Source organism: Brevundimonas diminuta (genome assembly GCF_039673845.1).
GTDB lineage: Bacteria > Pseudomonadota > Alphaproteobacteria > Caulobacterales > Caulobacteraceae > Brevundimonas > Brevundimonas diminuta_E.
In genome coordinates this window covers 164917-188316 of record NZ_JBDJMK010000005.1, presented here as the reverse complement: position 1 = coordinate 188316, position 23400 = coordinate 164917, and the positions used below count along the sequence as shown (strand labels likewise).

Here is a 23400-nt window from a genome sequence, read left to right as displayed (position 1 = left end):
GAAAGGCCGCCGGGTGATGTGGACCGTAGTGCTGATCGCCATCGCCCTGGTCGGGGTGGGGCTGGTGCTGCACGCCTGGCGCCTGCCGCCCTTTTCCGGCGGGCCCCAGACGACGGACAACGCCTATGTGCGCGGTCAGGTGACCATCATCAGCCCGCAGGTCAGCGGCTATGTGACCTCGGTCGAGGTGCAGGACTTCCAGACGGTGAAGCAGGGTCAGCTGCTGGCCACCATCGACGACCGCATCTATCGCCAGCGGCTGGAGCAGGCGCAGGCCTCGCTGCATTCCGCCGAGGCGGCGCTGGCCAACTCGGCCCAGAGCCAGGCCTCGGCGCGCGGATCGGTGGCCCAGACGCAGGCCGCCATCGCCGCCGCCCAGTCGGCCGTGACCAAGGCCCGCGCCGATGCGACCCGCGTGCGCACCCTGTTCGACGGCGGCTGGGTCGCACAGGCTCAGGTCGACGTGGCCCAGAACGCCCTGCGTTCCGCCGAGGCGCAGCTGGCCGAAGCCCGCGCCGCCGAGGGCGTGGCCCAGACCGGCGTCACCTCGGCCGTGGTCAGCAAGGGCTCGCTGGAGGCCGCCGTCGAGAACGCCCGCGCTCAGGTGCGGCTGGCGCAGATCGATCTGGACAACACCCGCATCGAGGCCCCGCGCGACGGCCGTCTGGGCGAGATCTCCATGCGTCAGGGCCAGCAGGTCGCGGTCGGCACGCAGATGACGGCGCTGGTCCCCGATGTGGTCTGGGTCACGGCCAATATGAAGGAAAACCAGATGCGCGACGTGCGCGTGGGCCAGCCGGTCAAGATCACCGTCGACGCCCTGGGCGGGCGCGTCCTGACCGGCAAGGTCGAGCGGATCTCGCCAGCCACCGGCTCCGAGTTCAGCGTCATCCGGCCTGACAACGCCACCGGCAACTTCACCAAGGTGGCCCAGCGCATCCCCGTCCGCATCGCCGTCGATCCGGGTCAGGAGGGCATTGAGCGCCTGTCGCCCGGCATGTCGGTGACGGCGCGGATTCACGTGCGCTGAGCGCTGTCGCTCTTTGATATTAATGTTGCAGCGCGACAAACCTTTTCTGAACAGGCTTGCGTCAGGCTGACGCAGGCCGCATCTGGGCGAAATGACCATCGCCCCTTCATCCGCGACCGAGGCCCGGCCTCCGCTTCCTGCGAAGGGGCCGGGATTCGCTGAATTCGTCTGCCTGATCGCCGTCATGATGGCGCTGAACGCCCTGGCGATCGACGCCATGCTGCCCGCCCTGCCCTACATCGGCGAAGACCTGGGCGTGACGAATGAGAACAGCCGACAGTGGGTGATCACCGCCTATCTGCTGGGCTTCGGCGGGGCGCAGCTGTTCTATGGCCCGCTGTCGGACCGTTACGGCCGTCGGCCGGTGCTGTTCGCGGGCATCGGCCTTTATGTGGTCTTCAGCATCGCGGCCGCCTTCGCCCACACCTTCGACATGCTGATCCTGTCGCGGATCGGCATGGGGATCGGGGCGGCGGCGACGCGGGTGCTGGCTGTGTCGATCGTGCGCGACCGCTATTCCGGGCGGACCATGGCGCGGGTCATGTCGCTGAGCTTCCTGGTCTTCCTGGGCGTGCCCATACTGGCGCCCGCCGTAGGGCAGATGGTCATGCTGGTCGCGCCCTGGCCGTGGATTTTCGGCGTCTTCGCCCTGTCGGGCGGCGCCTTTCTGATCTGGGCGGGTCTGCGCCTGCCGGAAACCCTGCACGCCGAAGACCGGATGCCGATCAATCTGGGTCGCATCGCGGGCGCCTTCCGCTTCGCCCTGACCCACCGCACGGGCATGGGCTACACCCTGGCGATGACCGTCATCACCGGGGCGCTGTTCGGCTTCATCAACTCCTCGCAGCAGATTTTCTTCGACGTGTTCAAGGCGCCGGGCCTGTTCCCCGTGGTCTTCGCCCTGGTGGCGGGCGGCATCGCCGTGGCCTCGATCCTGAACGCCCGACTGGTCGAGAAGCTGGGCTCGCGCCTGATCGCCCATACGGCCCTGATGGGCTTCATCGGTTTCAGCGCCCTGCACGCCGTCATCGCCTGGACCGGCCACGACAGCCTGTGGATGTTCGCCGCGCTTCAGGCCTGCAAGATGTTCTGCTTCGGCTTCATCGCCGGTAATTTCGGCTCGATGGCGATGGAGCCGATGGGCCATATCGCAGGCACGGCCTCTTCGGCCCAGGGCTTCATATCCTCGATCGGCGGCGCCCTGCTGGGCTTCGCCATCGGCCAGCAGTTCGACGGCTCGACCGTGCCGCTGACGGTCGGCTTCCTCATTCTGGGCGTCGCCGCCCTGCTGTTGGTGCTGGCGGCTGAAAAGGGACGGCTGTTCAAGGCGCACCACCTGCCGCCGCCCGCAACTGCGGGTTGAAGGGTTGATCTTTTCGGCCTGAGAGCGCCTGTTCACCCGTAGAAAATACGGAGCGTTTCATGACCCTGAAGCCGGTCGGGCGGGTTTCCGCCCTCGCCCTCATCACCGCCCTCGCCGCCTCTGTGGGCGCCTGCGCCACGACAATGGACAGCATCCCGATGTCCCCCCTGGTCCCGGCCGCGCAGATCGCCCCTGCCGCCGCCTATGTGAACGACCCCCACTCCTACGCCCGTCCGGCGGAGGCGCGGGTGACGCATCTGGACGTCGACCTGACCGCCGACTTTACGGCCAAGACCCTGTCCGGCCGGGCGACGCTGGACGTGACCGGCCGCCACGGCGCGACCGAGGTGGTGCTGGACACCAAGATGCTGGACATCAAGGGCGTGACCGACGCGCGCGGCCGTCCGCTGAAATGGAGCCTCGGCGCCGCCGATCCGATCAGGGGCCAGCCGCTCAGCGTGCGCATCCCCGCCTTCCGCGGCGGTGAAACGCAGAAGATCGTCGTCGCCTATTCCACCCGCCCCGACGCCTCGGCCCTGCAGTGGCTGAGCCCGCAACAGACGGCGGGCGGTCAGAAGCCCTATCTGTTCAGCCAGGGGCAGGCGATCCTGACCCGCACCTGGATCCCGACGCAGGACAGCCCGGGCATCCGCCAGACCTACAGCGCCCGCATCGCGGCGCCGTCCGATCTGACCGTCGTCATGTCCGCCGAACATCTGACCCCGCAGGGCGAGGCGGCGGGCGCCGGGATGAAGGCGTGGCGCTTCAAGCTGGACCAGCCGATCCCGCCCTATCTGATCGCCATCGGCGTGGGCGATCTGGCCTTCGCCCCCTTCGACGGCCGCACCGGCGTCTGGACCGAGCCGGGCCAGCTGAAGGCCGCCCAGTGGGAGCTGGAGCCGACCGCCCGCATGGTCGACGCGGCCGAGGCGCTGTACGGCCCCTATCGCTGGGGCCGCTATGATCTGCTGGTCCTGCCGCCCAGCTTCCCCTTCGGCGGGATGGAGAATCCGCGCCTGACCTTCGCCACCCCGACCATTGTGGCGGGCGACCGGTCGCTGGTGTCGCTGGTGGCGCACGAACTGGCGCACTCCTGGTCCGGCAATCTGGTGACCAACGCCACCTGGGCCGACATCTGGCTGAACGAAGGCACGACCACCTATTTCGAGAACCGCATCATGGAGGCGCTCTACGGCCGCGAGCGCGCCCTGCAGGAACAGGCCCTGGCCTGGAACGATCTGGTCGCCGAGATCGCCGCCACCGACCCGGCCGACACCCGCCTGCATCTGGACCTGACGGGTCGCGACCCGGACGACGGCCTGTCGGGCATCCCCTATGACAAGGGCGCCGCCTTCCTGCGCACCATCGAACGCATCGTCGGGCGCGAGACGTTCGACGTCTGGCTGCGCGGCTATTTCGACCGCCACGCCTTCCAGCCGATGACCGATGTGGGCTTCCTGGCCGACATCCGCGAGCATCTGGTCAAGGGCGACGCACGGCTGGAAGCCGAGCTTCAGCTGGAGAACTGGATCTATCAACCCGGCCTGCCGTCCAATGCACAGGCGCCGATCTCGCACGCCTTTGAGGCGGTGGATGCGGCGGCCAGCGCCTTCTATGTCGCCAAGGGCCCGGCCTCGGCCGTGCCGTGGAAGGACTGGAACACCCAGCAGCGCCTGCGCTTCCTGTCGTGGCGGCCCGAGGGTCTGAAGCCCGGCGCCGACTGGCTGACCGCCGCCCAGATGGCGGACCTTGAGCAGACGCTGAAACTGGACAGCGAGGGCAACGCCGAACTGACCTTCGCCTGGCTGCAGGCGGCGCTGGCCAACCGTTATGAGCCCGCCATCGCCACGGCCGAACGCTTCCTGACCACGCAGGGGCGACGCAAATTCGTCCTGCCTCTGTTCCAGACCCTGTGGGCCGAAGGCGACTGGGGCCGCCCCATCGCCACGCGCATCTACGCCAAGGCGCGTCCGCTTTACCACCCGGTGACGAGCAACTCGGTCGATCAGGTGGTGGGGCGGCCGTAAGCGCCCCTCCGCTTTCGTCATCCTCCGACAAGCCGCGTAGCGGCGCAGATCGGGAGACCCAGCGGCGCCGAAGGCGATCTTCGAGGCAAGCGGCGCGCGTGGATTTTTCGCGCTCACGCGCGCCGCTGGGTCCCCCGGTCGTCGCTTCGCTCCGCCGGAGGATGACGGAGGCAACACTGGATCGCTTGACGCCAAGCTCAGCTGCGGCTCCCCTGCGCCCCGACTGGAGGCGCTGATGATCCGAATCCTGAAAACGACCCTGCCGCTGGCGGCCGCGCTGATGCTGGCGGCTGCGCCTGCGGCCTATGCCCAGAACCTGTTGATCCGGGGCGGGACCATCCACACCGGCGACGAGGCGGCGCCGACCGCCGAGGTCGTCGTCGTGCGCGACGGGCGCATCGCCTATGTCGGAGCAGCGAACCGCGCCCCTTCGGCCCAGGGGCTGGAGGTCGTGGATCTGAAGGGGGCCACGCTGTTCCCCGGCTTCACTGACGGCCACGCCCACCTGAACGGCATCGGCTGGCGCGAGATGACGCTGAATCTGGAAGGCGCCGCCTCCATCATCGAGGCGATGGCGCGGCTGACCGCCTGGGCCGAGGCGCACCCCGAGGGCGTCATCGCCGGGCGCGGCTGGATCGAGACCCACTGGCCCGAGAAACGCTTCCTGACCGCCGCCGATCTGGACGCCGCCGCGCCGGGGCGGGTGGTGCTGCTGGGCCGCGCCGACGGTCACGCCGTGGTCGCCTCCAGCGCCGCCCTGGCCGCCGCCGGGGTCGATGCGACGACACCCGCGCCTTCGGGCGGAGAAATCCTGAAGGACGCCGCCGGGCGACCGACCGGCCTGCTGGTCGACGCGGCCCAGTCTCTGGTCAGCGGCCTGAAGCCGGAGGCTGACGAAGCGGCGACGCGCGAAGCCTATCGCGCGGGCTTCAACGTCTATGCCCGCTATGGCTGGACCGGCGTCCACTTCATGAGCGCGCCGTGGGAGGACGTGCCGCTGATGGAGCAGATGGCGCGCGACGGCGAGGCGCCCCTGCGGGTTTACAACAGCATCGACATGAAGGACGCGCGCGCCCTGATGGCAGGCGGCCCGCGCGATGCAGGCGATGGCCGCATCATCACCCGCGCGATCAAATTCTATGCCGACGGCGCCCTGGGCTCGCGCGGCGCCAAGCTGTTCGAGCCCTATGCCGACCGGCCGGATACGTCGGGCCTGATGCTGACCTCGCGACAGGACGTCATGCCGCTGTATCAGGAGGCGCTGCGGACCGGCATCCAGATCGCCACCCACGCCATCGGCGACCAGAGCAACCACGACGTCGCCGTCTGGTATGAAGAGGCGCTGCGGTCCGTGCCCAAGGCCGAGTGGAAACTGGCCGATCCGCGCTGGCGCATCGAACACGCCCAGCTGATCCGGCCGCGCGACTATCACTATTTCGACGAGCTGCCGATCATCGCCTCCATGCAGCCCAGCCACGCCATAGGCGACCTGCATTTCGCCGCCGACCGTCTGGGCGACGCGCGGCTGGACGGCGCCTATGCCTGGCATACGCTGGTGGATCGCGGCGTGATCGTGGTCGGCGGCTCGGACGCGCCGGTCGAGCGCGGCGATCCGTTGATCGAGTTCTACGCCGCCGTCGCGCGCCGCGATCTGAACGGCTTCCAAGGCCCCGATTGGCGTCCGAACGAGGCGGTCGACCGGGCGACGGCGCTGAAGATGTTCACCCTGTGGCCCGCCTACGCCAGCTTCCGCGAGAATGAGCTGGGCACGATCGAGGTCGGCAAGCGCGGCGACTTCACCGCCTTCAACATCGACCTGATGACCGTCCCCGCCGCCGACATCCCCAAGGGCCGGGCCGTGCTGACGGTTGTGGACGGACGGATCGTCCATCGAGCCGATTGATCCGGCGGAATCCCGTCCCTTCTCGTTGCGAGGCGGGGCCGCTTCGGTTAAGCCCCGCCCATAGGATTTTCGCCTCCGGCCTCCCGTTGCGGCCGGGGCCTGGCGTTTGGAGCGTCTGAGATGGCTGATTTCGCCCCCGGTCTGGTCACCGTGTTCGGTGGCTCGGGCTTCATCGGAACCCAGGTCGTGCGCGCCCTGGCCCGTCGCGGCTGGCGCGTGCGCGTCGCCGCGCGCAACGCCAAGAGCGCGCCCGTGCTGCACATGGCCGGCGACGTCGGCCAGGTTCAGGTCCTGCGCTGCAACATCACCGACAAGGCCGCCGTGGCCGAGGCGGTGCGCGGCGCCGACGCCGTCGTCAATCTGGTCGGCATCCTGTTCGAGACGGGCGGCCGCAAGTTCCGCACCCTGCACGTCGAGGGCGCCGCCAATGTCGCCGAGGCGGCTGCGGCCGCGGGCGTCAAACGCCTGACCCACATCTCGGCCATCGGCGCCGACGCCAACGGCGCGGCCGACTACGCCCGCACCAAGGGCGAGGCCGAGGCCGCCGTGCGCGCCGCCTTCCCCGGCGCAGTGATCGTTCGCCCGTCGATCGTGTTCGGTTCGGGCGACCAGTTCCTGAACCGCTTCGCCGCCATGGCCAGCTGGTCGCCGGTCCTGCCGCTGATCGGCGGCGGCCAGACGAAGTTCCAGCCCGTCTATGTCGCCGACGCCGCCGAGGCCGTCGCCCGCGCCACCGTGGCTCCCGACGCCGAGGGCCAGACCTATGAACTGGGCGGCCCGTCGGTCTGGACCTTTGAGGACATCCTGAAGTTCATCCTGCGCGAGACGAACCGCCGCAACATCCTGCTGCCGCTGCCCTTCCCGATCGCGCGCCTGATCGGTTCGCTGGCCCAGATTCCGGCCGTGATCGGCCTGCGCCCCATGCTGACCCGCGATCAGGTCGTGCTGCTGGAGAGCGACAATGTCGTGTCGCCGGGCGCCAAGGGGCTGGCCGATCTGGGCGTCGAGCCTTCGGGGCTGGAAGCCATCGCGCCGAACTATCTGTGGCGCTATCGCGACGGCGGCCAGTACGCCGAAAACCCCGCCGCCTGATAGCGGAAGCCTTCATGAAAAACCCCTCGGGACCGGCGTCCCGAGGGGTTTTTTCTGGCCTTACAGACCGCCTGTCAGCGCCAGTCCGATGATGCCGACCACGCCCACCGCGATCCGCCACCAGGCAAAGGGGCCGAAGCCCCGCCGCGACACGAAGTCGAGCAGGAACCGCACCACCGCCAGCGCCGAGATGAAGGCCGCCACAAAGCCGATGGCGATCAGCCCCATGTCGTCGAAGCTCAACACATCGCGGCTCTTGAACAGATCATAGGCGACCGCCGCCCCCATGGTCGGCAGGGCCAGGAAGAAGCTGAACTCGGCCGCCGAACGCTTGTCCGTGCCCAGCAGCAGGCCGCCCGCGATGGTGGCGCCCGAGCGCGACACGCCGGGGATCATGGCCAGACACTGGAACAGGCCGATCAGGAAATAGACGCGGAACGGATAGAGCTCGGGGTCCAGATAGGCGGGCCGCTTGTTCATCCGGTCCAGCCACAACAGCAGCACCCCGCCGACGATCAGGGCGACGCAGATCACCAGCGGCGTCTCGAACAGCACCGTCTTGATGAAGCCATAGGCCAGAAAGCCGATCACCACGGCAGGCATGAAGGCGATCAACAGACCGATCAGGAAACGCCGCGCCTCGGCGTCGACCGGCCAGCGCGTCGCCAGATGCCACAGCCGCTTGAAATAGACGCTGATGATGGCCAGCAGGGCGCCCAGCTGGATGACGATCTCGAACGTCTTGCCCGTGCTTTCAAAGCCGAGGAAATGCCCCAGCAACAGCATATGCCCCGTGGACGACACCGGAATGAACTCGGTCAATCCTTCGACCAGACCCAGAAGGATCGCCATCAGCCAGTCCGCCATGAATGCTCCGTCTCGGTCTTTCTGGTCTTGGGGGGCAGGACCGCCTGCGCGGCGGACCGTTTCATTCCTCTTAGCGCCCTGCGGCGGTCGCCGCCATTGGCGCGGCGGCCGTTTTGAGCGACAAGTGTGAGGAAATGACGACCTCCCCCCTCGACGCCGCCCACCAGACAACACGCCGGATCACCACTCTGTCGGTGGCCGCGGCGGTCCTGCTGATCGTCATGAAGGCCTTTGCGCTGGGGGCGTCAGGCTCTGTCTCCATCCTGGCCAGTCTGGCGGATTCGACGCTGGATCTGGTCGCGTCGCTGGCGACCTTCTTCGCCGTGCGCTGGGCCGCCGCGCCCCCGGACGACGACCACCGCTATGGTCACGGCAAGGCCGAGGGGCTGGCCTCCCTCGTGCAGGCGGGCATGGTGCTGGCGTCCGGCGTCTTCATCGGCTGGGAGGCGATCCAGCGCATCTTCGATCCGCGCCCCGTCACTTCGGGCGGATGGGCCGTCGGGGTGATGGTGCTGGCCATCATCGTCACCGCCGCCCTGGTGTGGATGCAGACGCAGGCGGTCAAGAAGACCGGCTCTCTGGCCGTGGCGGGGGACCGCGCCCACTACGCCGCCGATCTGGCGGCCAATGTGGTGGTGCTGATCGGCATCATCTCGGGCTCATTCCTCAAGGCGCCGGGACTGGATGCGGCGGCCGGTCTGGTGGTGGCGGTCTGGCTGGCCTGGGGGGCGGTGAATCTGCTGAAGGACGCCTCGAACCATTTGCTGGACCGCGCCGCGCCCGAGTCCGACCGCGCCGCCATCGTCGCCGCCGTGACTGAAGACGCCCGCATCGCCAACGTCCATCAGCTGCGCACCCGCATGGCCGGTCAGGCCCTGATGATCCAGATGCATATCGACCTGGACCCGGACCTCAGCCTGAAGGCCGCCCACGACATCATACTGGCGGCGGAAAAGCGGGTGCTGGCGGCCTATCCCCACGCCGACATCCTGATCCACCCCGACCCGCGCGGCGCAGCTGAGCCGCACGGCGGCGCCTTTGTCGCGCAGCGCCCGGCATCGTCGGACGCCGCCCCGGATACGGCGCCGGACGCTGCATCGAGCGACGGCCCATCCAAGCCTTCCGGCCCCTGGTCCTGACCCCCTGCGACAATCGCGCGCGGTAAAGAGGGTGTTAACGCGCACAGGGGCATGAAGGCGGACAATGACCACGCCCGCCGTCCTTTATCATTTCGCCTTCCACCCCGCCTCGCGCGCGGCGCGACTGGCGTTGGGCGAGGCCAAGGTCAGCTATGGCGAGGAGCCCGTCCGCCCGTGGGAGGACGACTGCCCCCTGTTCGAGCTGAACCCCTCGGGCATGCCGCCGGTGCTGACGGCGACGGAAAAGGGGCGCAGCCTGACGTTGTGCGAACTGGACGCCATCCTCGGCTGGCTGGAGGACCGGACCAAGGGCGACTTCCTGCTGCCCGCCGACGCAGGCGAACGGGCCGAGGCGCGCCGTCTGGCGACATGGTTCAGCCGCCGCTTCACCGATGAGGTCGACGCCGTCCTGCTGCATGAGCGGATGGAGAAGCCCCTGCTGCGGCTCGGCTCGCCCGACGCCCGGATGCTGCGCGAGGGGCGTGAGGCGATGAAGGCCCATCTGGCCGTGCTGGAGCCGATGGCGGCCGGGCGCGAATGGCTGGCGGGGCGCCGTCTCAGTCAGGCCGACCTGATCGCGGCGGGGCACCTGTCGGTGCTGGACTATTTCGGCGAGATTCCGTGGGCGTCGTGGCCGGCGCTGAAACTGTGGTATTCCAAGCTGAAGTCGCGCCCCTGTTTCCGGCCTCTGCTGGGCGACCGCTTCCCCGGCGTGCATCCGGCGCCGTGGTACGCCGACCTCGACTTCTGAGGCTTCACAGGGCTAAAGCGCCCCTCATGGCGGCCGATCCCCGCATCTTCATCCGACAGCGCGCCGCCGAACTGGGCTTCGGCGTGTGCCGTTTCGCCTCGGCCAGCGATCCGTGGAGCGCGGGTGAGAAGCTGGCCCACTTCGTCGATGCGGGCCGTCACGGCGACATGGACTGGATGGAGACGACGCTGGAGCGCCGCGCCCACCCCACCGCCATGTGGGACGGCGCCAGAACGGCCATCGTTCTGGGCATGAACTACGGCCCCGACGAAGACCCCCGGCCCGAACTGGAGATAGCATCGGCGGCCTATATCTCCGTCTATGCGCGCGGCGACGACTATCATGAAGTCATCAAGGGACGGCTGAAGATTCTGGCCGGTCAGATCGCCGCCCGGCTGAAGCAGGAGGTGAAGGTCTTCGTCGACACCGCCCCCCTGATGGAGAAGCCGCTGGCCCAGCGGGCAGGGCTGGGCTGGCAGGGCAAGCACACCAATCTGCTGAGCCGCACCCACGGCAACTGGCTGTTTCTGGGCGTGATCCTGACCGCCGCCGAGATCGAGCCGGACGAGACCGAGGTCGAACACTGCGGCCGCTGCACCGCCTGTCTGGACGCCTGCCCGACGCAGGCCTTTCCCGCGCCGTTCCAGATCGACGCCCGGCGGTGCCTCTCCTATCTGACCATCGAATACGCCGACGCCTGGCCGCGCGAGTTCCGCACGGCGACGGGCAACCGCATCTACGGCTGCGACGACTGTCTGGCCGCCTGCCCGTGGAACAAGTTCGCGCAGGAGGCGTCGGAGGCGCGGCTGCAGGCGCGCGATGCGCTGAAGTCGCCGCCGCTGGCGGACCTTCTGGCGCTGGACGACCCCGCCTTCCGCGCCCTGTTCACCAAGAGCCCGATCAAACGCATCGGCCGCGACCGGTTCATCCGCAACGTGCTGTATGCGACGGGGAACTCGGGCGAGACGACGTTAGTCGGGGCGGTCGAAGGGCTGCTGGATGATCCGGCGCCTGTGGTGCGCGGCGCGGCCGTGTGGGCGCTGTCACGCCTGTCGCCAGAACGGTTCGAGGCCGAACGCGATGGGCGGCTGACGCAGGAAACGGACGAAGACGTCAAACAGGAGTGGTCCTTCTCCCCTTGAGGGAGAAGGTGGCAGGCGGAGCCTGACGGATGAGGAGTGATGGCGCCGTGGTTTGACGGCTCGATCCCGACGTCGCCGCTCTTGTTCCTAATGCCGCGCCGACACCCCTCATCCGAGCACCTCCGGCGCCCACCTTCTCCCACAAGGGGAGAAGGGTTTGGATGCGCTAACGCCTTCGGCTGCTTGAGCGGTCAGCCCGTGGCCTGGCCCACGCCGCGGCCGCCGCCGGGCACGGGCGCCACGTCCAGCAGCTTCAGCCGGAACACCAGCACCGCATTGCCGGGGATCATCGGCGGGCCGCCCATCTCGCCATAGCCCAGTTCCGGCGGCAGGAAGAGAATCCACTCGTCGCCCGGCTTCATCATCTGCAGGGCCTCGGTCCAGCCGGGCACCACGCCCTCGGGCGAGAAGATCGCCGGGGCGCCGCGCTTGAACGAGCTGTCGAACACCGTGCCGTCGGTCAGCGTGCCTTCATAATCGACCTTGACCAGATCATTGCGGTCAGGCTGGACGCCGCCCGCCGGGCCCGAGGCCACGACCTTGTATTGCAGGCCCGACGGCAGGGTCTGCACGCCCTCCTCCGTCGCGTTCTGCTTCATGAAGGCGGCGGATTCGGCGGCGTTCTTCGCCAGATCCTCAGGCGCGGCGGACGGGCGGCCGCAGGCGGCCAGGGCCAGAAGGGCGGCCACGGCCATCGCCGCGCCGAAGGGGCGATCAGCCCATGCGAAGTTCATAACCCTGGTCCTTCAAGGCGGCGCCGATTTCCTCGGCATGACGGGAGTCGCGGGTCTCGACCATGATGTCGAACTCGGCCCCCTTGGCGGGCACGTCCAGCGCCAGCCGGTTATGCACCACGTCGATGATGTTGCCGCCCAGACCGCCGATGACGGCGGCCATCGCCGACAGCATTCCGGGGCGGTCATCGCCCAGAATGCGATAGACGATCAACCGCTTTTCGCGGACCATTTCACGGTTCAGCACCACCGCCAGCATCCGGGCGTCGATGTTGCCGCCAGTCAGTTCGACGCCGATCTTCATGCCCTTGAAGCGTTCCGGGTTGGCCAGGATGGCGGCCAGTCCGCCTGCGCCCGCGCCCTCGGCCACCGTCTTCTCCAGCGTCGCCAGCAGGGCCACGCCCTTTTCGAAATCCGCCTCTTCGCAGACGAAGACCTCGTCGATCAGGCCGTCGGCCAGAGCAAAGGGAATCTCGCCCACGGCCTTGATGGCGATGCCCTCGGCGATGGTCTGGCCGCTGCATTTGGGCGGCTCGCCCCGACGGCGCGCGGTGAAAGACGGATAGCGGGCGGCCTCAACGCCGAAGATCTTGATGTCCGGCTTCATCGCCTTGGCGGCGATGGCGCTGCCGGCGATCAGACCGCCGCCGCCGATCGGGATGATCAGGGCGTCCAGATCCGGCGCCTCTTCCAGAAACTCAAGGCCGCAGACGCCCTGTCCGGCGACAATGCCTTCATCGTCGAAGGCCGAGACGAAGACATAGCCATGCTCGACCTGAAGGCGCCTGGCCTCCTCGGTCGAGCCGGAAAAGTCGAGGCCGTGGATGACGACATTGGCGCCGTGGGCGCGGGTGCCGTCCACCTTCACGAAGGGGGTGCCCTCGGGCATGACGATGGTGACCGGCACGCCCAGACGGCCGCCGTGATAGGCCAGCGCCTGCGCATGGTTTCCCGCCGAGGCGGCGACGACGCCGCGTTTCTTTTCCTCCGGCGTCAACTGCATCAGCCGGTTCAGGGCGCCGCGCTCCTTGAAGCTGCCGGTGAAGTGCAGATTGTCGAACTTGATCCAGATTTCCGCGCCGGTCAGTTGCGACAGACGGCGGGAATAGCGGACAGGCGTGCGGTCGACCTGACCAGCGATGCGTTTTTGCGCCGCGCGGATGTCGTCGATGGTGACGGTCATGAAGTCCCTGATTTTGCTGGCGACCGGCCTCTGTCGTCCGATCTTTGGCGCCTGTTGTGGAACAGGCCGGGGCGGCGGGCAACCTTGACTCGGCATGGCGCACAAGGTCATGCCCGGTCGTCGCCTGAACCGTAATCCGGGAGCCGCCCCACATGACCCCTTCTTCGCGATCGCTGGTCCGTTCCAGCGCCCTTGTCGCCGCTGTGATCGGCGGCCTGACCCTGACCGCCTGCGCCACCACGCCGATGGGCGGAAGCGCGATCGGCCCGGCTGTGTTCGACGCCGATGACTTCGCCTGGTCGACCCGGACCGGACAGGCCGCCGTCGAGGGCCGCGTCGCCTTTGTTCAGGACGGCCGCGCCTATGAATGCGCAGGCAATGTCGGCCTGATCCCCGACACCCGTTATACCCGCGCCCGCATCGACCGCCTGTACGGCGCCGCCGACCGGGCCGCCGTCCCCGCCGCCGTGGTGCGCGCCCGCTCGGCCGGGGAACAGGGCGCCGACTACCGTTCATACGAAAGGGCGCAGGCCTGTGCGGACAACGGCTTCCGCTTCTCCGACCTGCCGGACGGCGGCTGGTTCCTGATCGCCCCGGTCAAGGCGGATGACAGCGTCATGGTGCTGATGCGCCGGGTCCAGACCCGCGGCGGGCGCACGGTCAATGTGACGCTGGGCGGCTGATTTCACACCGAAAAAGCCAAGCTTTCAAAGGCGGCCCCGATCCCGAGGTCGCCTTTTTGCTACCAGCGTTCGCCATGCTTTGGCCCTATCAGACCGCTTTTTGAGCTGATCCGTACGGGAACAGTCGGGAGCGTCTCTTGTCCCAGCACAACATCATCGGCTCCGAAGCCTTCAGCAACCGCACCCATGTCATGGTGCAGGGCATGCGAACCGGCGCCTTTCGCCGTCGTCGCGCCCGCTCGACCCTGACCTATATGATCGTCGCCGTTCTGGCCCTGGTCGTGGGCGGCGTGGTCGCCACCCTGGCCCTGGCGCCCCTGCTGGCGGACAGGAATGCGGCCAAGCCCGCCATCATCGCGGTTCCCGTGCCGCAGGCCGTGACGCCTGCGCCCGCGGCGCCTGCCGCCCCCTGACCGCGACCGGCTTCATCTCCAACCGCAATTGAAAACGGCGGCCCCTGCAAAGGCGCCGCCGTTTCCATGTCTTCAGGAGGGTGCGGCCGCTCAGGCGACCGCAGGGCGTCCGGCTTCGTCGCCGGGCTCGATGTCCTGAATATCGTCCAGTTCGCCTTCCCACTTGGCGACCACGGCGGCAGCGACGGAGTTGCCGACGACGTTGGTGGCCGAACGGCCCATGTCGAGCAGGTGGTCGACGCCCAGAACGATGGCGATCCACGCCTCGGGCAGGCCGAAATAGGTCAGGGTCGCCATGATGACCACCAGTGAGGCGCGCGGGATGCCCGCAATGCCCTTTGACGTGACCATCAGCAGCAGCAGCATGAAGATCTGTTGCGACACCGTCAGATGCACGCCGTGGGCCTGCATGATGAACATGGTGCCGAAGGTGCAGTAGAGCATCGATCCGTCCAGGTTGAACGAATAGCCCAGCGGCAGGACGAAGCTGACGATCCGGCGGCGCACGCCGACCTTGGGCAGGGCCTCAAGGATACGCGGATAGGCCGCTTCCGAGCTGGCGGTCGAGAAGGCCAGCAGGGTCGGGGTGCGGATGGCCTGGAACAGCGGGATGACGCGCTTGCCCAGCACCACGGCGCCCGCCAGGAACAGCAGCAGCCACAGCACGCCCATCGAGCCATAGAAGCCGAAGACGAACTTGGCGTAGGTGCCCAGCATCTCAAGCCCTTGGGTGGCGATGGTCGAGGCCAGGGCGGCGAAGATGGCGAACGGCGCCAGCTTCATCACGAACTCGGTCACCTTCAGCATGATGGAGGCGGCCTGTTCGACGACGTGCATCACGGCCGGAGCCTTGTCGTCCAGGGCGGCGACCGCCGTGCCGACGAAGACCGAGAAGACGACGATCTGCAGGATCTCGTTCTTGGCCATGGCGTCGAAGATCGACGTGGGCACCAGGTGGGTGACGAAGCCGTGCAGCGAGAAGGCGTCCGTCGAGGCGGCAGGCGCCGAACCGATCACCGCCTCGGGCAGGTGCATGTTCGCGCCGGGCTGCAGCAGCTGGACCATCACCAGACCCAGCAGCAGGGAGACGATCGAGGCGCAGATGAACCAGCTCATCGTCTTGACGCCGATCCGTCCGACCGAGGCCGCGTCTTCCATGTGGGCGATGCCCGCAACCAGGGTGGTGAACACCAGCGGCGCGATGATCATCTTGATCAGGCGCAGAAAGACGTCCGTCACAAGATTGAGGTTCGCGGCCGCAGCCGTAGCCTGGTCAGCGGTCAGGAAATGATTGAGGCCCCAGCCCGCGAGGACCCCTAAAATCATCGCTCCCACGATGAAATAAGCGAACAAGCGTTTCATACAAAAGTCGTCCAGCTTTGCAGGCCGACTCGCGCCGGACCGCAGTTACAAACCGATGGAGGATCCCCACCCGCCCAGAAGGTAAGGGGCAGCGAATAACCGAAAATCCGTCGCCCTCCAATGAACTCCTCGTGGTTCAGAGGGCGGCGAGCGCTTTGGCCGCCGAATTTTCGGCGAAAAATGCAGGCTTTTCCCCCATCCACGCCGTGCGGATGGGCCCTAAAGGGCCCAATTCCCCACCGGGACCGATATCACCCGGCTTGCCTGCAAAAGTGAAGAAAAATTACTCAAAAAAAGCGCGACGAACCCGCGCAAGGCAAATTGCGTCCCTGCTTCGAAACGTTCAAGGTTGCGCCCAGGCCTCGCAGAAGGCCCTTTGAGTGAACGCATCAGGAGTCTGCATGTCCCGCCCCTTCCTCCGTCCGGCGTCCCGATGGGCTGTCGGGCTGGCCGCCCTCGCCCTGTCCTCGACCAGCGCCCTGGCGCTTGAGGCGGCGACCGCCACGCTCCCGGCAGCCGCTTCCGCTGTTACAATCGCCGCCCCGAGCCGCGCCCTGACCACGCCGATGCAGGCCTTCGGTCACGAGGTCGGCGCCGACTATCATCTGGTCACCTACACCCAGTTCGAGCGCTATCTGCACACGCTGGCCGGCGAATCCGACCGGATGAAGCTGATCGAGATCGGCAAGTCGTCCGAGGGGCGCAACCACTACACCGCCATCGTCTCCTCGCCCGCCAACCTGGCCAATCTGGACCGCTATCAGGAGATCGCGCGCCGTCTGGCCAAGGCCGAAGGCGTCAGCGAGGCCGAGGCCCGCGCCCTGGCGGCTGAGGGCAAGGCGGTCATCTGGATCGACGGCGGCCTGCACTCGACCGAGACGGTCCCGCCTCAGGCGCTGATCGCGGCCCTGTATGAATGGCTGACGGCCCAGGACGAGGAAGCCCTGCGGGTTCTGGACGACGTCATCATCCTGTTCACGCCGATGAACCCGGACGGCTGGGAACTGGTGTCCAACTGGTACATGCGCAACGCCGATCCGCTGAAACGCGAGTACGACAGCATCCCGGTGCTGTATCAGAAGTACGTCGGCCACGATAACAACCGCGACTATTTCCTGTCGGCGATGACCGAGACGACGAACACCAACCGGATGTTCTTCCGCGAGTGGTTCCCGCAGATCATCTACAACCACCACCAGACGGCGCCGGCGGGGACCGTGGTCTTCATGCCGCCGTTCCGCGACCCCTTCAATTACAACTACGACCCGCTGGTCATGAGCACCCTGTCCGAGGTCGGCGCCGCCATGCACAGCCGCCTGATCGAAGAGGGCAAGCCCGGCTCGACCATGCGCAGCGGAGCCAACTATTCGACGTGGAACAACGGGATGGAACGCTCCGTCACCTATTTCCACAACGCCGTTGGCCTGCTGACCGAGATCACCGGCCACCCGACGCCCAGCCAGATCAGCCTGATCCCGCAGAACCAGCTGGCCCGTAACGACCTGCCGATGCCGATCGCGCCGCAGACCTGGCATTTCGCCCAGTCGATCGAATACTCCCAGTCGATCAACCGCGCCGTGCTGAACTACGCCGCGCGCAACAAGGACCGGACGCTGTTCAACATCTGGCGCATGGGCCAGAACGCCATCGACAAGGGCAATACCGACACCTGGCGCATCACGCCATCAACGGTAGACGCCCTGAATGCAGCGGCCACGACCCCGGCCGACGCCCGACGCGGCGTCGATCCGGCCCTGTATGAGCGCATCATGCGCGACCCGGCCCGGCGCGACCCGCGCGGCTACGTCATCCCGGCTGATCAGGCCGACCTGCCCACCGCCGTCGCCTTCCTGAACAGCCTGATCAAGACCGGCGTCGACGTCGAGCGCGCCACCCGCGCCTTCACCGTGAACGGCAAGACCTATCCCGCGGGCTCCTATGTGGTGAAGACGGCCCAGGCCTATCGCCCGCACGTGCTGGATATGTTCGAGCCGCAGGATCACCCGCACGACCTGCAGTATCCGGGCGGCCCGCCCGCCCTGCCCTATGACGCCACCGGCTACACCCTGGCCATGCAGATGGGCGTCAAGTTCGACCGCATCCTCGACGGCTTCGAGGCGCCGACCGAGCGCGTCGCCGACGTCATGGCCCCCCCGCCCGGCAAGATCGAGGGCAATGGCCGCGCAGGCTGGCTGATCGATCATGCGCCGGTCAACGGCTACATCCTGACCAACCGCCTGCTGGCGGCGGGCGTGCCGGTCTATTGGCAGGAAGGCGAGACCCGCGCGGGCCGCGCCGCCCTGGCGCCCGGCGCCCTGTGGATCCCGGCCGACGACAAGGCCCGCCCCATCGTCGAGGCGGCCGTGCGCGATCTGGGCCTGAACGCCCACGCCGTCGCCCGCGCGCCCGGCGGCGAGCGGATCACGCTGAAGCCGGTCCGCATCGGGCTGGTTGATCGTTACGGCGGCTCGATGGCGTCAGGCTGGACCAAATGGATGCTCGAACAGTTCGAATATCCGTTCGAGGTCGTCTATCCTCAGCGCCTCGACGCGGGCGATCTGAACAAGGACTTCGACGTCCTGCTGTTCGCCTCGGACATGATCCCGGCCGACCTGTCCGCCGCCGCCCAGCGCCCTCAACCGGCGCCGGACAGCATCCCCGCCGAATATCGCGGCTGGCTGGGCCACATCACCGCCGAGAAGACCGTGCCCCAGCTGGACGCCTTTGCGCGGGCGGGCGGCAGCGTCGTCACCATCGGCTCGGCCCACCGACTGGCCGCCGCCATGGGCGCGCCCGTTCAGGACGTGCTGACGGGCGCGGACGGCAAGCCTCTGGCCTCGACCGACTTCTTCATCCCCGGCGCGGTGATGAAGACCGAGGTCGACAACAGCCGCCCGCTGACCTTCGGCGCCCCGCGTCAGCTGGATGTCTTCTTCAACCGCAATGCGGGCTTCCGCCATGCGGGCGAGGGCGCGTCCCTGGTGCGCTATCCGCAGCAGGTCTCGGTCTCCAGCGGCTGGGCCATCGGCTCGGACAAGCTGTCGGGCGCCGACGCCGTGCTGGACCTTGAACACGGCCAGGGCCGCGTCATCGTCCTGGGCCCCGACGTGGTCAACCGCGCCCAGGCCCGCGCCTCCAGCCGCCTGCTGTTCAACGCCCTGTTCTACGGCCCCGCAGCAAAGGGCGGCGCAGGCCGATAGAGCCCGGCTGAAGACATAAAAAGGGCCGCCCGACAGTCTGTCAGGCGGCCCTTGTCTTATGAGCCTTCGAGAAGCGGCGACGAAGACCGATCAATCCTCGTCCATCTTCAGAGCGGCGATGAAGGCTTCCTGCGGAATCTCCACCTTGCCGAACTGGCGCATGCGCTTCTTGCCCGCCTTCTGCTTCTCCAGCAGCTTCTTCTTGCGGGTGGCGTCGCCGCCGTAGCACTTGCTGGTCACGTCCTTGCGCAGGGCGCGCACCGTCTCGCGGGCGATGATCTTGCCGCCGATGGCCGCCTGGATCGGGATGACGAACATGTGGGGCGGGATCAGTTCCTTCATCTTCTCGACCATGCCGCGGCCGCGCGTCTCGGCGCGGGCGCGGTGGACCAGCATGCTGAGGGCGTCCACCGGCTCGGCGTTGACCAGGATCGACATCTTCACCAGGTCGCCGACCTTGTAGTCGGTGATCTCATAGTCGAACGAGGCATAGCCCTTCGAGATCGACTTCAGCCGGTCGTAGAAGTCGAACACCACCTCGTTCAGCGGCAGCTCATAGACGACCAGCGCCCGGCTGCCGACGTAGGACAGCTCGATCTGGCTGCCGCGACGGTCCTGGCACAGCTTGATCACGCCGCCGAGGTATTCGTCAGGCGTCAGGATGGTGGCCTTGATCCACGGCTCGCTGATCGTTTCGATCTGCATGACGTCCGGCAGGTCGGCCGGGTTGTGCAGGTCGATCTCGGTCCCGTCGCGCAGGCCGATCTTGTAGACGACCGAGGGGGCCGTCGCGATCAGGTCGAGGTTGAACTCGCGGCTCAGACGCTCCTGGATGATCTCCAGGTGCAGCAGACCCAGGAAGCCGCAGCGGAAGCCGAAGCCGAGGGCGGCAGAGGATTCCATCTCATAGGTGAAGCTGGCGTCGTTCAGGCGCAGCTTGCCGATGGCGGCGCGCAGGTCTTCAAAGTCGGCGGCATCGACCGGGAACAGGCCGCAGAACACCACCGACTGGACTTCCTTAAAGCCCTTCAGCGGTTCGGCCGTGGGCTTCTTCTCGTCGGTAATGGTGTCGCCGACGGCGGCGTGGGCTACTTCCTTGATCTGGGCGGTGATGAAGCCGACCTCGCCGGGGCCAAGCTGCTCGACCGGGGTGTTCTTGGGCAGGAAGACGCCGACGCGATCGACCAGATGGGTTGAGCCGGTCTGCATCATCTTGACGCGCATCCCGGCCTTCAGCACGCCGTCAAACACGCGCACCAGCAGCACCACGCCCAGATAGGGGTCGTACCAGGCGTCGACCAGCATGGCCTTCAGCGGGGCGTTGATGTCGCCCTTGGGCGCGGGCAGGCGGGCGACGATGGCCTCAAGCACGTCCTCGATGCCGATGCCCGACTTGGCCGAGCACATGACGGCCTCCGAGGCGTCAATGCCGATGACGTCCTCGATCTGGGCCCGCACCCGGTCCGGCTCGGCGGCAGGCAGGTCGATCTTGTTCAGGACCGGGACGATCTCATGGTTGTTGTCGATCGCCTGATAGACGTTGGCCAGCGTCTGGGCCTCAACGCCCTGCGAGGCGTCCACCACCAGGATCGAGCCTTCGCAGGCGGCCAGCGAACGCGACACCTCATAGGCGAAGTCGACGTGGCCAGGCGTGTCCATCAGGTTCAGGACGTAGGTCTCACCGTCCTTGGCCTTATAGTTCAGGCGCACGGTCTGCGCCTTGATGGTGATGCCGCGCTCTTTCTCGATGTCCATGTTGTCGAGCACCTGCTCGGACATTTCGCGCGCGGTCAGGCCGCCCGTGAACTGGATCAGGCGGTCCGACAGGGTCGACTTGCCGTGGTCGATATGGGCGACCACCGAGAAATTGCGGATGCGTTCAATAGGAGGCGTCGTCATGCGGCGCGCGTAGCACGGCCCGAGCGATTGCGCCACGGGAGGCGTGAAACCGTAGCGCGACTACCTCGGCCCGGTCAGCCGGATCTCGAACAGGCTGGGCCAGTTCTTGCCAGTGACGAACAGGCGGCGGTTCTGCGCGTCCCAGGCGATGCCGTTCAGCACGTCGTCGACCGGATCCTTCACCTGATCCCGGGGCAGCAGGCCGCTGAGGTCGATGACGCCGACCACGTGGCCGGACGCAGGGTCGATGCGGACGATATAGTCGGTCTGCCAGACGTTGGCCCAGACCTCGCCGTCGATCCATTCCAACTCGTTCAGCTGGCGTACCGGGCGGCCGTTCAGGGTGACGGAGACGCGGCCTGTTTCGGCTTGAGTATCGGGGTCGAGGAAACGCAGGGCCGCCGAGCCGTCCGACAGGATCAGGCGCGTCCCATCGTGCGTCAGCCCCCAGCCCTCGCCTTCATAGGTGAAGCGGGAGACGGGCTTCAGGTCGTCCGCGCTCCAGATGAAGCCGACGCCGTTGACCCAGGACAGGGAGAAGACGCGGCCGTCCTTCTCGGTCAGGCCTTCGCCGAAATATTCGGGATCGAGAGCGCGCTTCTGCAGCACGGCGCCGTCTTCCAGCCGCACGCGGCGCACGCTGGAGGGATTGCGGCCGGTGCTCTCGATCAGCACGTCGTCGCGGATGACCAGACCCTGGGTGAAGGCGGTCGGGTCGTGGGGGAAGGTCCGCACCACTTCATAGCCATAGACTGGCACGCGGGCGGGCGCAGCTTGGGCGGGGGAAGAAGAGGGGGCCGGTCCCGGCGCCTGCGCCGCCGCTGACGCAGGCAGCGCCAACAGCAGCATCGCCAGGACCGGCCCGATATGCACGATCAGACGCCCGGCTCGGCGGTTTCCGCCTTGTTAACGGCGGCTCTGGCGGCTTCTTCCGCCTTGTCTTTTCTGATCTTGGCGTTGCGCGACCACATGTTCAGACCCTCGACCAGGGCCGAGAAGGCCATGGCGGCGTAGATATAACCCTTGGGCACATGAACGCCGAAACCGTCCGCGATCAAGACCGCGCCGATCATCAGCAGGAAGCCCAGGGCCAGCATGACCACCGTCGGGTTCTTGTCGATGAAGTTGGCCAGCGGATCGGCGGCCAGCAGCATGACGGTCACGGCGATGATCACGGCCGTCATCATGATGGGGATGTGGTCGGTCATGCCCACGGCGGTCAGGATGGAGTCGACCGAGAACACCAGGTCCAGCAGGATGATCTGGAAAATGGCCGCGCCGACATTGTTGATGACGACGTCCTTCTTGTCCTTCTCCAGCATGTCGTTCGACGGGGTGACGTCGACGGCGTGGTGGATCTCCTTGGTGGCCTTCCACAGCAGGAACAGGCCGCCCGCGATCAGGATCAGGTCGCGCCAGGAGAAGGAGGTGTCGAAGTTCTCGCCATGAAAGCCCAGGTTGAACACGGGCGTGGTCAGGCCGACGATCCAGCCGATCGTGGCCAGAAGGCCCAGGCGCATGATGAGGGCCAGGCCGATGCCGATACGGCGCGTGCGCTGACGGTGTTCCGGGGGCAGCTTGTTCGACAGGATCGAGATGAAGATCAGGTTGTCGATCCCCAGCACCACCTCCATGACCACAAGGGTCACAAGGGCCGCCCAGGCGGCAGGATCGGTCAACAGCGGGGTTATGCTCTCAAGCATCGGGGTTCCTGATGGAGGTTAAGACTTTTTCGGTAACGGGAGCGTGAGCACGCATCAAGCGGTCGGCGGCGTCGTCATCGTCGCAGGCTGTTGTCTCGGCTCCCGCTTGACCGGTGCGTCTTCGACCAAAGAGAGCGCGGGTGCGGCGTTATCGTTCCGCGCCCATTGGTTGCGGGTTGCGGCCTTGCATGGTATCAGCCGCGCGGCTTTAGCGAAGGGCGTATCCAAAGATGCGTCCCCAGCGTGCTTTCTTAAAGCATATCAGGCCCTTGGCTGGCGCAGGCGACTGCGGCCGGTCTTGCGACAATCGCTTCAGACGCGGACCAATATAAGTGGCGGACGATTTCAGGACGACGGAAGTCGGCGAACGGTATGCACAGGCGCTGTTCGACCTCGCGGACGAGACGGGGGCGCTGGACGCCGTGCGCGCCGATCTGGGCGCGCTGAAGGCGGCCTGGCTGGACAGTGCGGACCTGCGCCGTCTGGCCACATCGCCTGTCGTGGCGTCGGTGGATCAGGCCAAGGGTCTGGGCGCCATCGCCGACAAGGCCAAGTTCAATGTGACGACGCGCAACTTCCTGGGCCTGCTGGGCCAGAACGGCCGCGCGTCGGACCTGCCGGGCGTGATCGCCGCTTTTGAGGCGCTGTACGCCAAGAAGACGGGCGTCGTGGCCGCAGAGGTGGTCTCGGCCGTGGCGCTGAGCGCCGCCCAGACCAAGAAGATCCAGGCCGAGCTGCGCGCCGCCCTGGGCCGCGACCCCGAGCTGACCGCCCGCGTCGATCCGTCGATCCTGGGCGGCCTCAAGGTCAAGGTGGGCTCGAAGCTGTTCGACGCCTCGCTGAAGACCAAGCTCGACCAGATGACCTTTGCGCTGAAGCGCGCCTAAGCCCCGAATTCCAGATCAAGCC

Annotated in this window: 19 protein-coding genes; 12 read left to right on the top strand and 7 right to left on the bottom strand. The window is 67.3% G+C overall.

Annotation, left to right across the window (positions count from 1 at the left end; genetic code table 11):
• The first annotated feature begins 16 nt into the window (after positions 1–16).
• The 5 genes from ABE454_RS07140 (at position 17) to ABE454_RS07120 (ending at position 7415) form a co-directional block, all read left to right on the top strand.
• Positions 17–1030: an HlyD family secretion protein gene (locus ABE454_RS07140; RefSeq protein ID WP_346530482.1), complete on the top strand. Its 1014-nt coding sequence runs from the start codon at positions 17–19 to the stop codon at positions 1028–1030.
• 91 nt (positions 1031–1121) lie between these two features.
• On the top strand, positions 1122–2393 hold the full coding sequence (locus tag ABE454_RS07135; protein WP_346530480.1) for a multidrug effflux MFS transporter: 1272 nt from the start codon (positions 1122–1124) through the stop codon (positions 2391–2393).
• 59 nt (positions 2394–2452) lie between these two features.
• Positions 2453–4420, top strand: a complete 1968-nt coding sequence (locus tag ABE454_RS07130; protein ID WP_346530478.1) for a M1 family metallopeptidase — start codon at positions 2453–2455, stop codon at positions 4418–4420.
• A 235-nt stretch (positions 4421–4655) separates the two neighbouring features.
• Entirely contained in the window at positions 4656–6323 is a 1668-nt protein-coding gene (locus tag ABE454_RS07125) for an amidohydrolase (protein ID WP_346530476.1), read from the top strand.
• 120 nt (positions 6324–6443) lie between these two features.
• On the top strand, positions 6444–7415 hold the full coding sequence (locus ABE454_RS07120) for a complex I NDUFA9 subunit family protein (protein WP_346530474.1): 972 nt from the start codon (positions 6444–6446) through the stop codon (positions 7413–7415).
• A gap of 60 nt (positions 7416–7475) precedes the next feature.
• Here ABE454_RS07120 and ABE454_RS07115 read toward each other — a convergent pair whose 3' ends face one another.
• Entirely contained in the window at positions 7476–8282 is an 807-nt protein-coding gene (locus ABE454_RS07115; RefSeq protein ID WP_346530471.1) for an undecaprenyl-diphosphate phosphatase, read from the bottom strand.
• A 134-nt stretch (positions 8283–8416) separates the two neighbouring features.
• Here ABE454_RS07115 and ABE454_RS07110 point away from each other — a divergent pair, with 134 nt between their 5' ends.
• From ABE454_RS07110 to queG, 3 genes are all read left to right on the top strand, one after another.
• On the top strand, positions 8417–9421 hold the full coding sequence (locus tag ABE454_RS07110; protein ID WP_346530468.1) for a cation diffusion facilitator family transporter: 1005 nt from the start codon (positions 8417–8419) through the stop codon (positions 9419–9421).
• Between the two features lie 64 nt (positions 9422–9485).
• On the top strand, positions 9486–10172 hold the full coding sequence (locus tag ABE454_RS07105) for a glutathione S-transferase family protein (protein WP_346530466.1): 687 nt from the start codon (positions 9486–9488) through the stop codon (positions 10170–10172).
• A gap of 26 nt (positions 10173–10198) precedes the next feature.
• Positions 10199–11314 (top strand): tRNA epoxyqueuosine(34) reductase QueG, encoded by a 1116-nt coding sequence (gene queG, locus ABE454_RS07100; protein WP_346530463.1) that lies wholly within the window; start codon positions 10199–10201, stop codon positions 11312–11314.
• A gap of 191 nt (positions 11315–11505) precedes the next feature.
• Here the strand turns inward: queG and ABE454_RS07095 are convergent, their stop codons facing one another.
• Entirely contained in the window at positions 11506–12048 is a 543-nt protein-coding gene (locus ABE454_RS07095; protein WP_346530462.1) for an FKBP-type peptidyl-prolyl cis-trans isomerase, read from the bottom strand.
• Complete coding sequence (locus tag ABE454_RS07090; protein ID WP_346530460.1) at positions 12029–13231, bottom strand: threonine ammonia-lyase; 1203 nt, start codon at positions 13229–13231, stop codon at positions 12029–12031. Before ABE454_RS07090 ends, ABE454_RS07095 begins: the two co-directional genes overlap by 20 nt.
• Positions 13232–13383: 152 nt before the next feature.
• On the opposite strand from ABE454_RS07090, the gene ABE454_RS07085 reads away from it, so the two are divergent.
• Together ABE454_RS07085 and ABE454_RS07080 are read left to right on the top strand one after the other, a co-directional pair.
• Positions 13384–13914, top strand: coding sequence for a hypothetical protein (locus ABE454_RS07085; RefSeq protein ID WP_346530459.1), 531 nt, complete (start codon positions 13384–13386; stop codon positions 13912–13914).
• A gap of 137 nt (positions 13915–14051) precedes the next feature.
• Positions 14052–14327, top strand: coding sequence for a hypothetical protein (locus ABE454_RS07080; RefSeq protein WP_346530457.1), 276 nt, complete (start codon positions 14052–14054; stop codon positions 14325–14327).
• 90 nt (positions 14328–14417) lie between these two features.
• Here ABE454_RS07080 and ABE454_RS07075 read toward each other — a convergent pair whose 3' ends face one another.
• On the bottom strand, positions 14418–15689 hold the full coding sequence (locus ABE454_RS07075; protein ID WP_346530456.1) for a dicarboxylate/amino acid:cation symporter: 1272 nt from the start codon (positions 15687–15689) through the stop codon (positions 14418–14420).
• A 401-nt stretch (positions 15690–16090) separates the two neighbouring features.
• Between ABE454_RS07075 and ABE454_RS07070 the strand changes: the two genes are divergently transcribed.
• Positions 16091–18889, top strand: coding sequence for a M14 family metallopeptidase (locus tag ABE454_RS07070; protein WP_346530454.1), 2799 nt, complete (start codon positions 16091–16093; stop codon positions 18887–18889).
• 90 nt (positions 18890–18979) lie between these two features.
• Here ABE454_RS07070 and lepA read toward each other — a convergent pair whose 3' ends face one another.
• Genes lepA through ABE454_RS07055 form a run of 3 tightly spaced genes read right to left on the bottom strand, consistent with a single transcriptional unit; the run spans position 18980 to position 22491 of the window.
• Complete coding sequence (lepA, locus tag ABE454_RS07065; RefSeq protein WP_346530451.1) at positions 18980–20788, bottom strand: translation elongation factor 4; 1809 nt, start codon at positions 20786–20788, stop codon at positions 18980–18982.
• A 60-nt stretch (positions 20789–20848) separates the two neighbouring features.
• A complete protein-coding gene (locus ABE454_RS07060) occupies positions 20849–21637 on the bottom strand; it encodes a glutaminyl-peptide cyclotransferase (RefSeq protein WP_430825891.1) in 789 nt (262 codons plus the stop codon).
• A 26-nt stretch (positions 21638–21663) separates the two neighbouring features.
• Positions 21664–22491 carry a TerC family protein gene (locus tag ABE454_RS07055; RefSeq protein WP_346530447.1) on the bottom strand — a complete coding sequence of 276 codons (828 nt, stop codon included), beginning with the start codon at positions 22489–22491 and terminating at the stop codon, positions 21664–21666.
• Positions 22492–22823: 332 nt separating this feature from the next.
• Here ABE454_RS07055 and ABE454_RS07050 point away from each other — a divergent pair, with 332 nt between their 5' ends.
• Positions 22824–23378 (top strand): F0F1 ATP synthase subunit delta, encoded by a 555-nt coding sequence (locus ABE454_RS07050; protein WP_346530445.1) that lies wholly within the window; start codon positions 22824–22826, stop codon positions 23376–23378.
• Positions 23379–23400 lie beyond the last annotated feature (22 nt).

What these genes read in the sequence shown, in the direction of transcription:
- ABE454_RS07140 (WP_346530482.1), top strand. Translation starts at nt 17, where the DNA reads ATGTGGACCGTAGTGCTGATCGCCATCGCCCTGGTCGGGGTGGGGCTG.
- ABE454_RS07135 (WP_346530480.1), top strand. Translation starts at nt 1,122, where the DNA reads ATGACCATCGCCCCTTCATCCGCGACCGAGGCCCGGCCTCCGCTTCCT.
- ABE454_RS07130 (WP_346530478.1), top strand. Translation starts at nt 2,453, where the DNA reads ATGACCCTGAAGCCGGTCGGGCGGGTTTCCGCCCTCGCCCTCATCACC.
- ABE454_RS07125 (WP_346530476.1), top strand. Translation starts at nt 4,656, where the DNA reads ATGATCCGAATCCTGAAAACGACCCTGCCGCTGGCGGCCGCGCTGATG.
- ABE454_RS07120 (WP_346530474.1), top strand. Translation starts at nt 6,444, where the DNA reads ATGGCTGATTTCGCCCCCGGTCTGGTCACCGTGTTCGGTGGCTCGGGC.
- ABE454_RS07115 (WP_346530471.1), bottom strand. Translation starts at nt 8,282, where the DNA reads ATGGCGGACTGGCTGATGGCGATCCTTCTGGGTCTGGTCGAAGGATTG.
- ABE454_RS07110 (WP_346530468.1), top strand. Translation starts at nt 8,417, where the DNA reads ATGACGACCTCCCCCCTCGACGCCGCCCACCAGACAACACGCCGGATC.
- ABE454_RS07105 (WP_346530466.1), top strand. Translation starts at nt 9,486, where the DNA reads ATGACCACGCCCGCCGTCCTTTATCATTTCGCCTTCCACCCCGCCTCG.
- queG (WP_346530463.1), top strand. Translation starts at nt 10,199, where the DNA reads ATGGCGGCCGATCCCCGCATCTTCATCCGACAGCGCGCCGCCGAACTG.
- ABE454_RS07095 (WP_346530462.1), bottom strand. Translation starts at nt 12,048, where the DNA reads ATGAACTTCGCATGGGCTGATCGCCCCTTCGGCGCGGCGATGGCCGTG.
- ABE454_RS07090 (WP_346530460.1), bottom strand. Translation starts at nt 13,231, where the DNA reads ATGACCGTCACCATCGACGACATCCGCGCGGCGCAAAAACGCATCGCT.
- ABE454_RS07085 (WP_346530459.1), top strand. Translation starts at nt 13,384, where the DNA reads ATGACCCCTTCTTCGCGATCGCTGGTCCGTTCCAGCGCCCTTGTCGCC.
- ABE454_RS07075 (WP_346530456.1), bottom strand. Translation starts at nt 15,689, where the DNA reads ATGAAACGCTTGTTCGCTTATTTCATCGTGGGAGCGATGATTTTAGGG.
- ABE454_RS07070 (WP_346530454.1), top strand. Translation starts at nt 16,091, where the DNA reads ATGTCCCGCCCCTTCCTCCGTCCGGCGTCCCGATGGGCTGTCGGGCTG.
- lepA (WP_346530451.1), bottom strand. Translation starts at nt 20,788, where the DNA reads ATGACGACGCCTCCTATTGAACGCATCCGCAATTTCTCGGTGGTCGCC.
- ABE454_RS07060 (WP_430825891.1), bottom strand. Translation starts at nt 21,637, where the DNA reads ATGCTGCTGTTGGCGCTGCCTGCGTCAGCGGCGGCGCAGGCGCCGGGA.
- ABE454_RS07055 (WP_346530447.1), bottom strand. Translation starts at nt 22,491, where the DNA reads ATGCTTGAGAGCATAACCCCGCTGTTGACCGATCCTGCCGCCTGGGCG.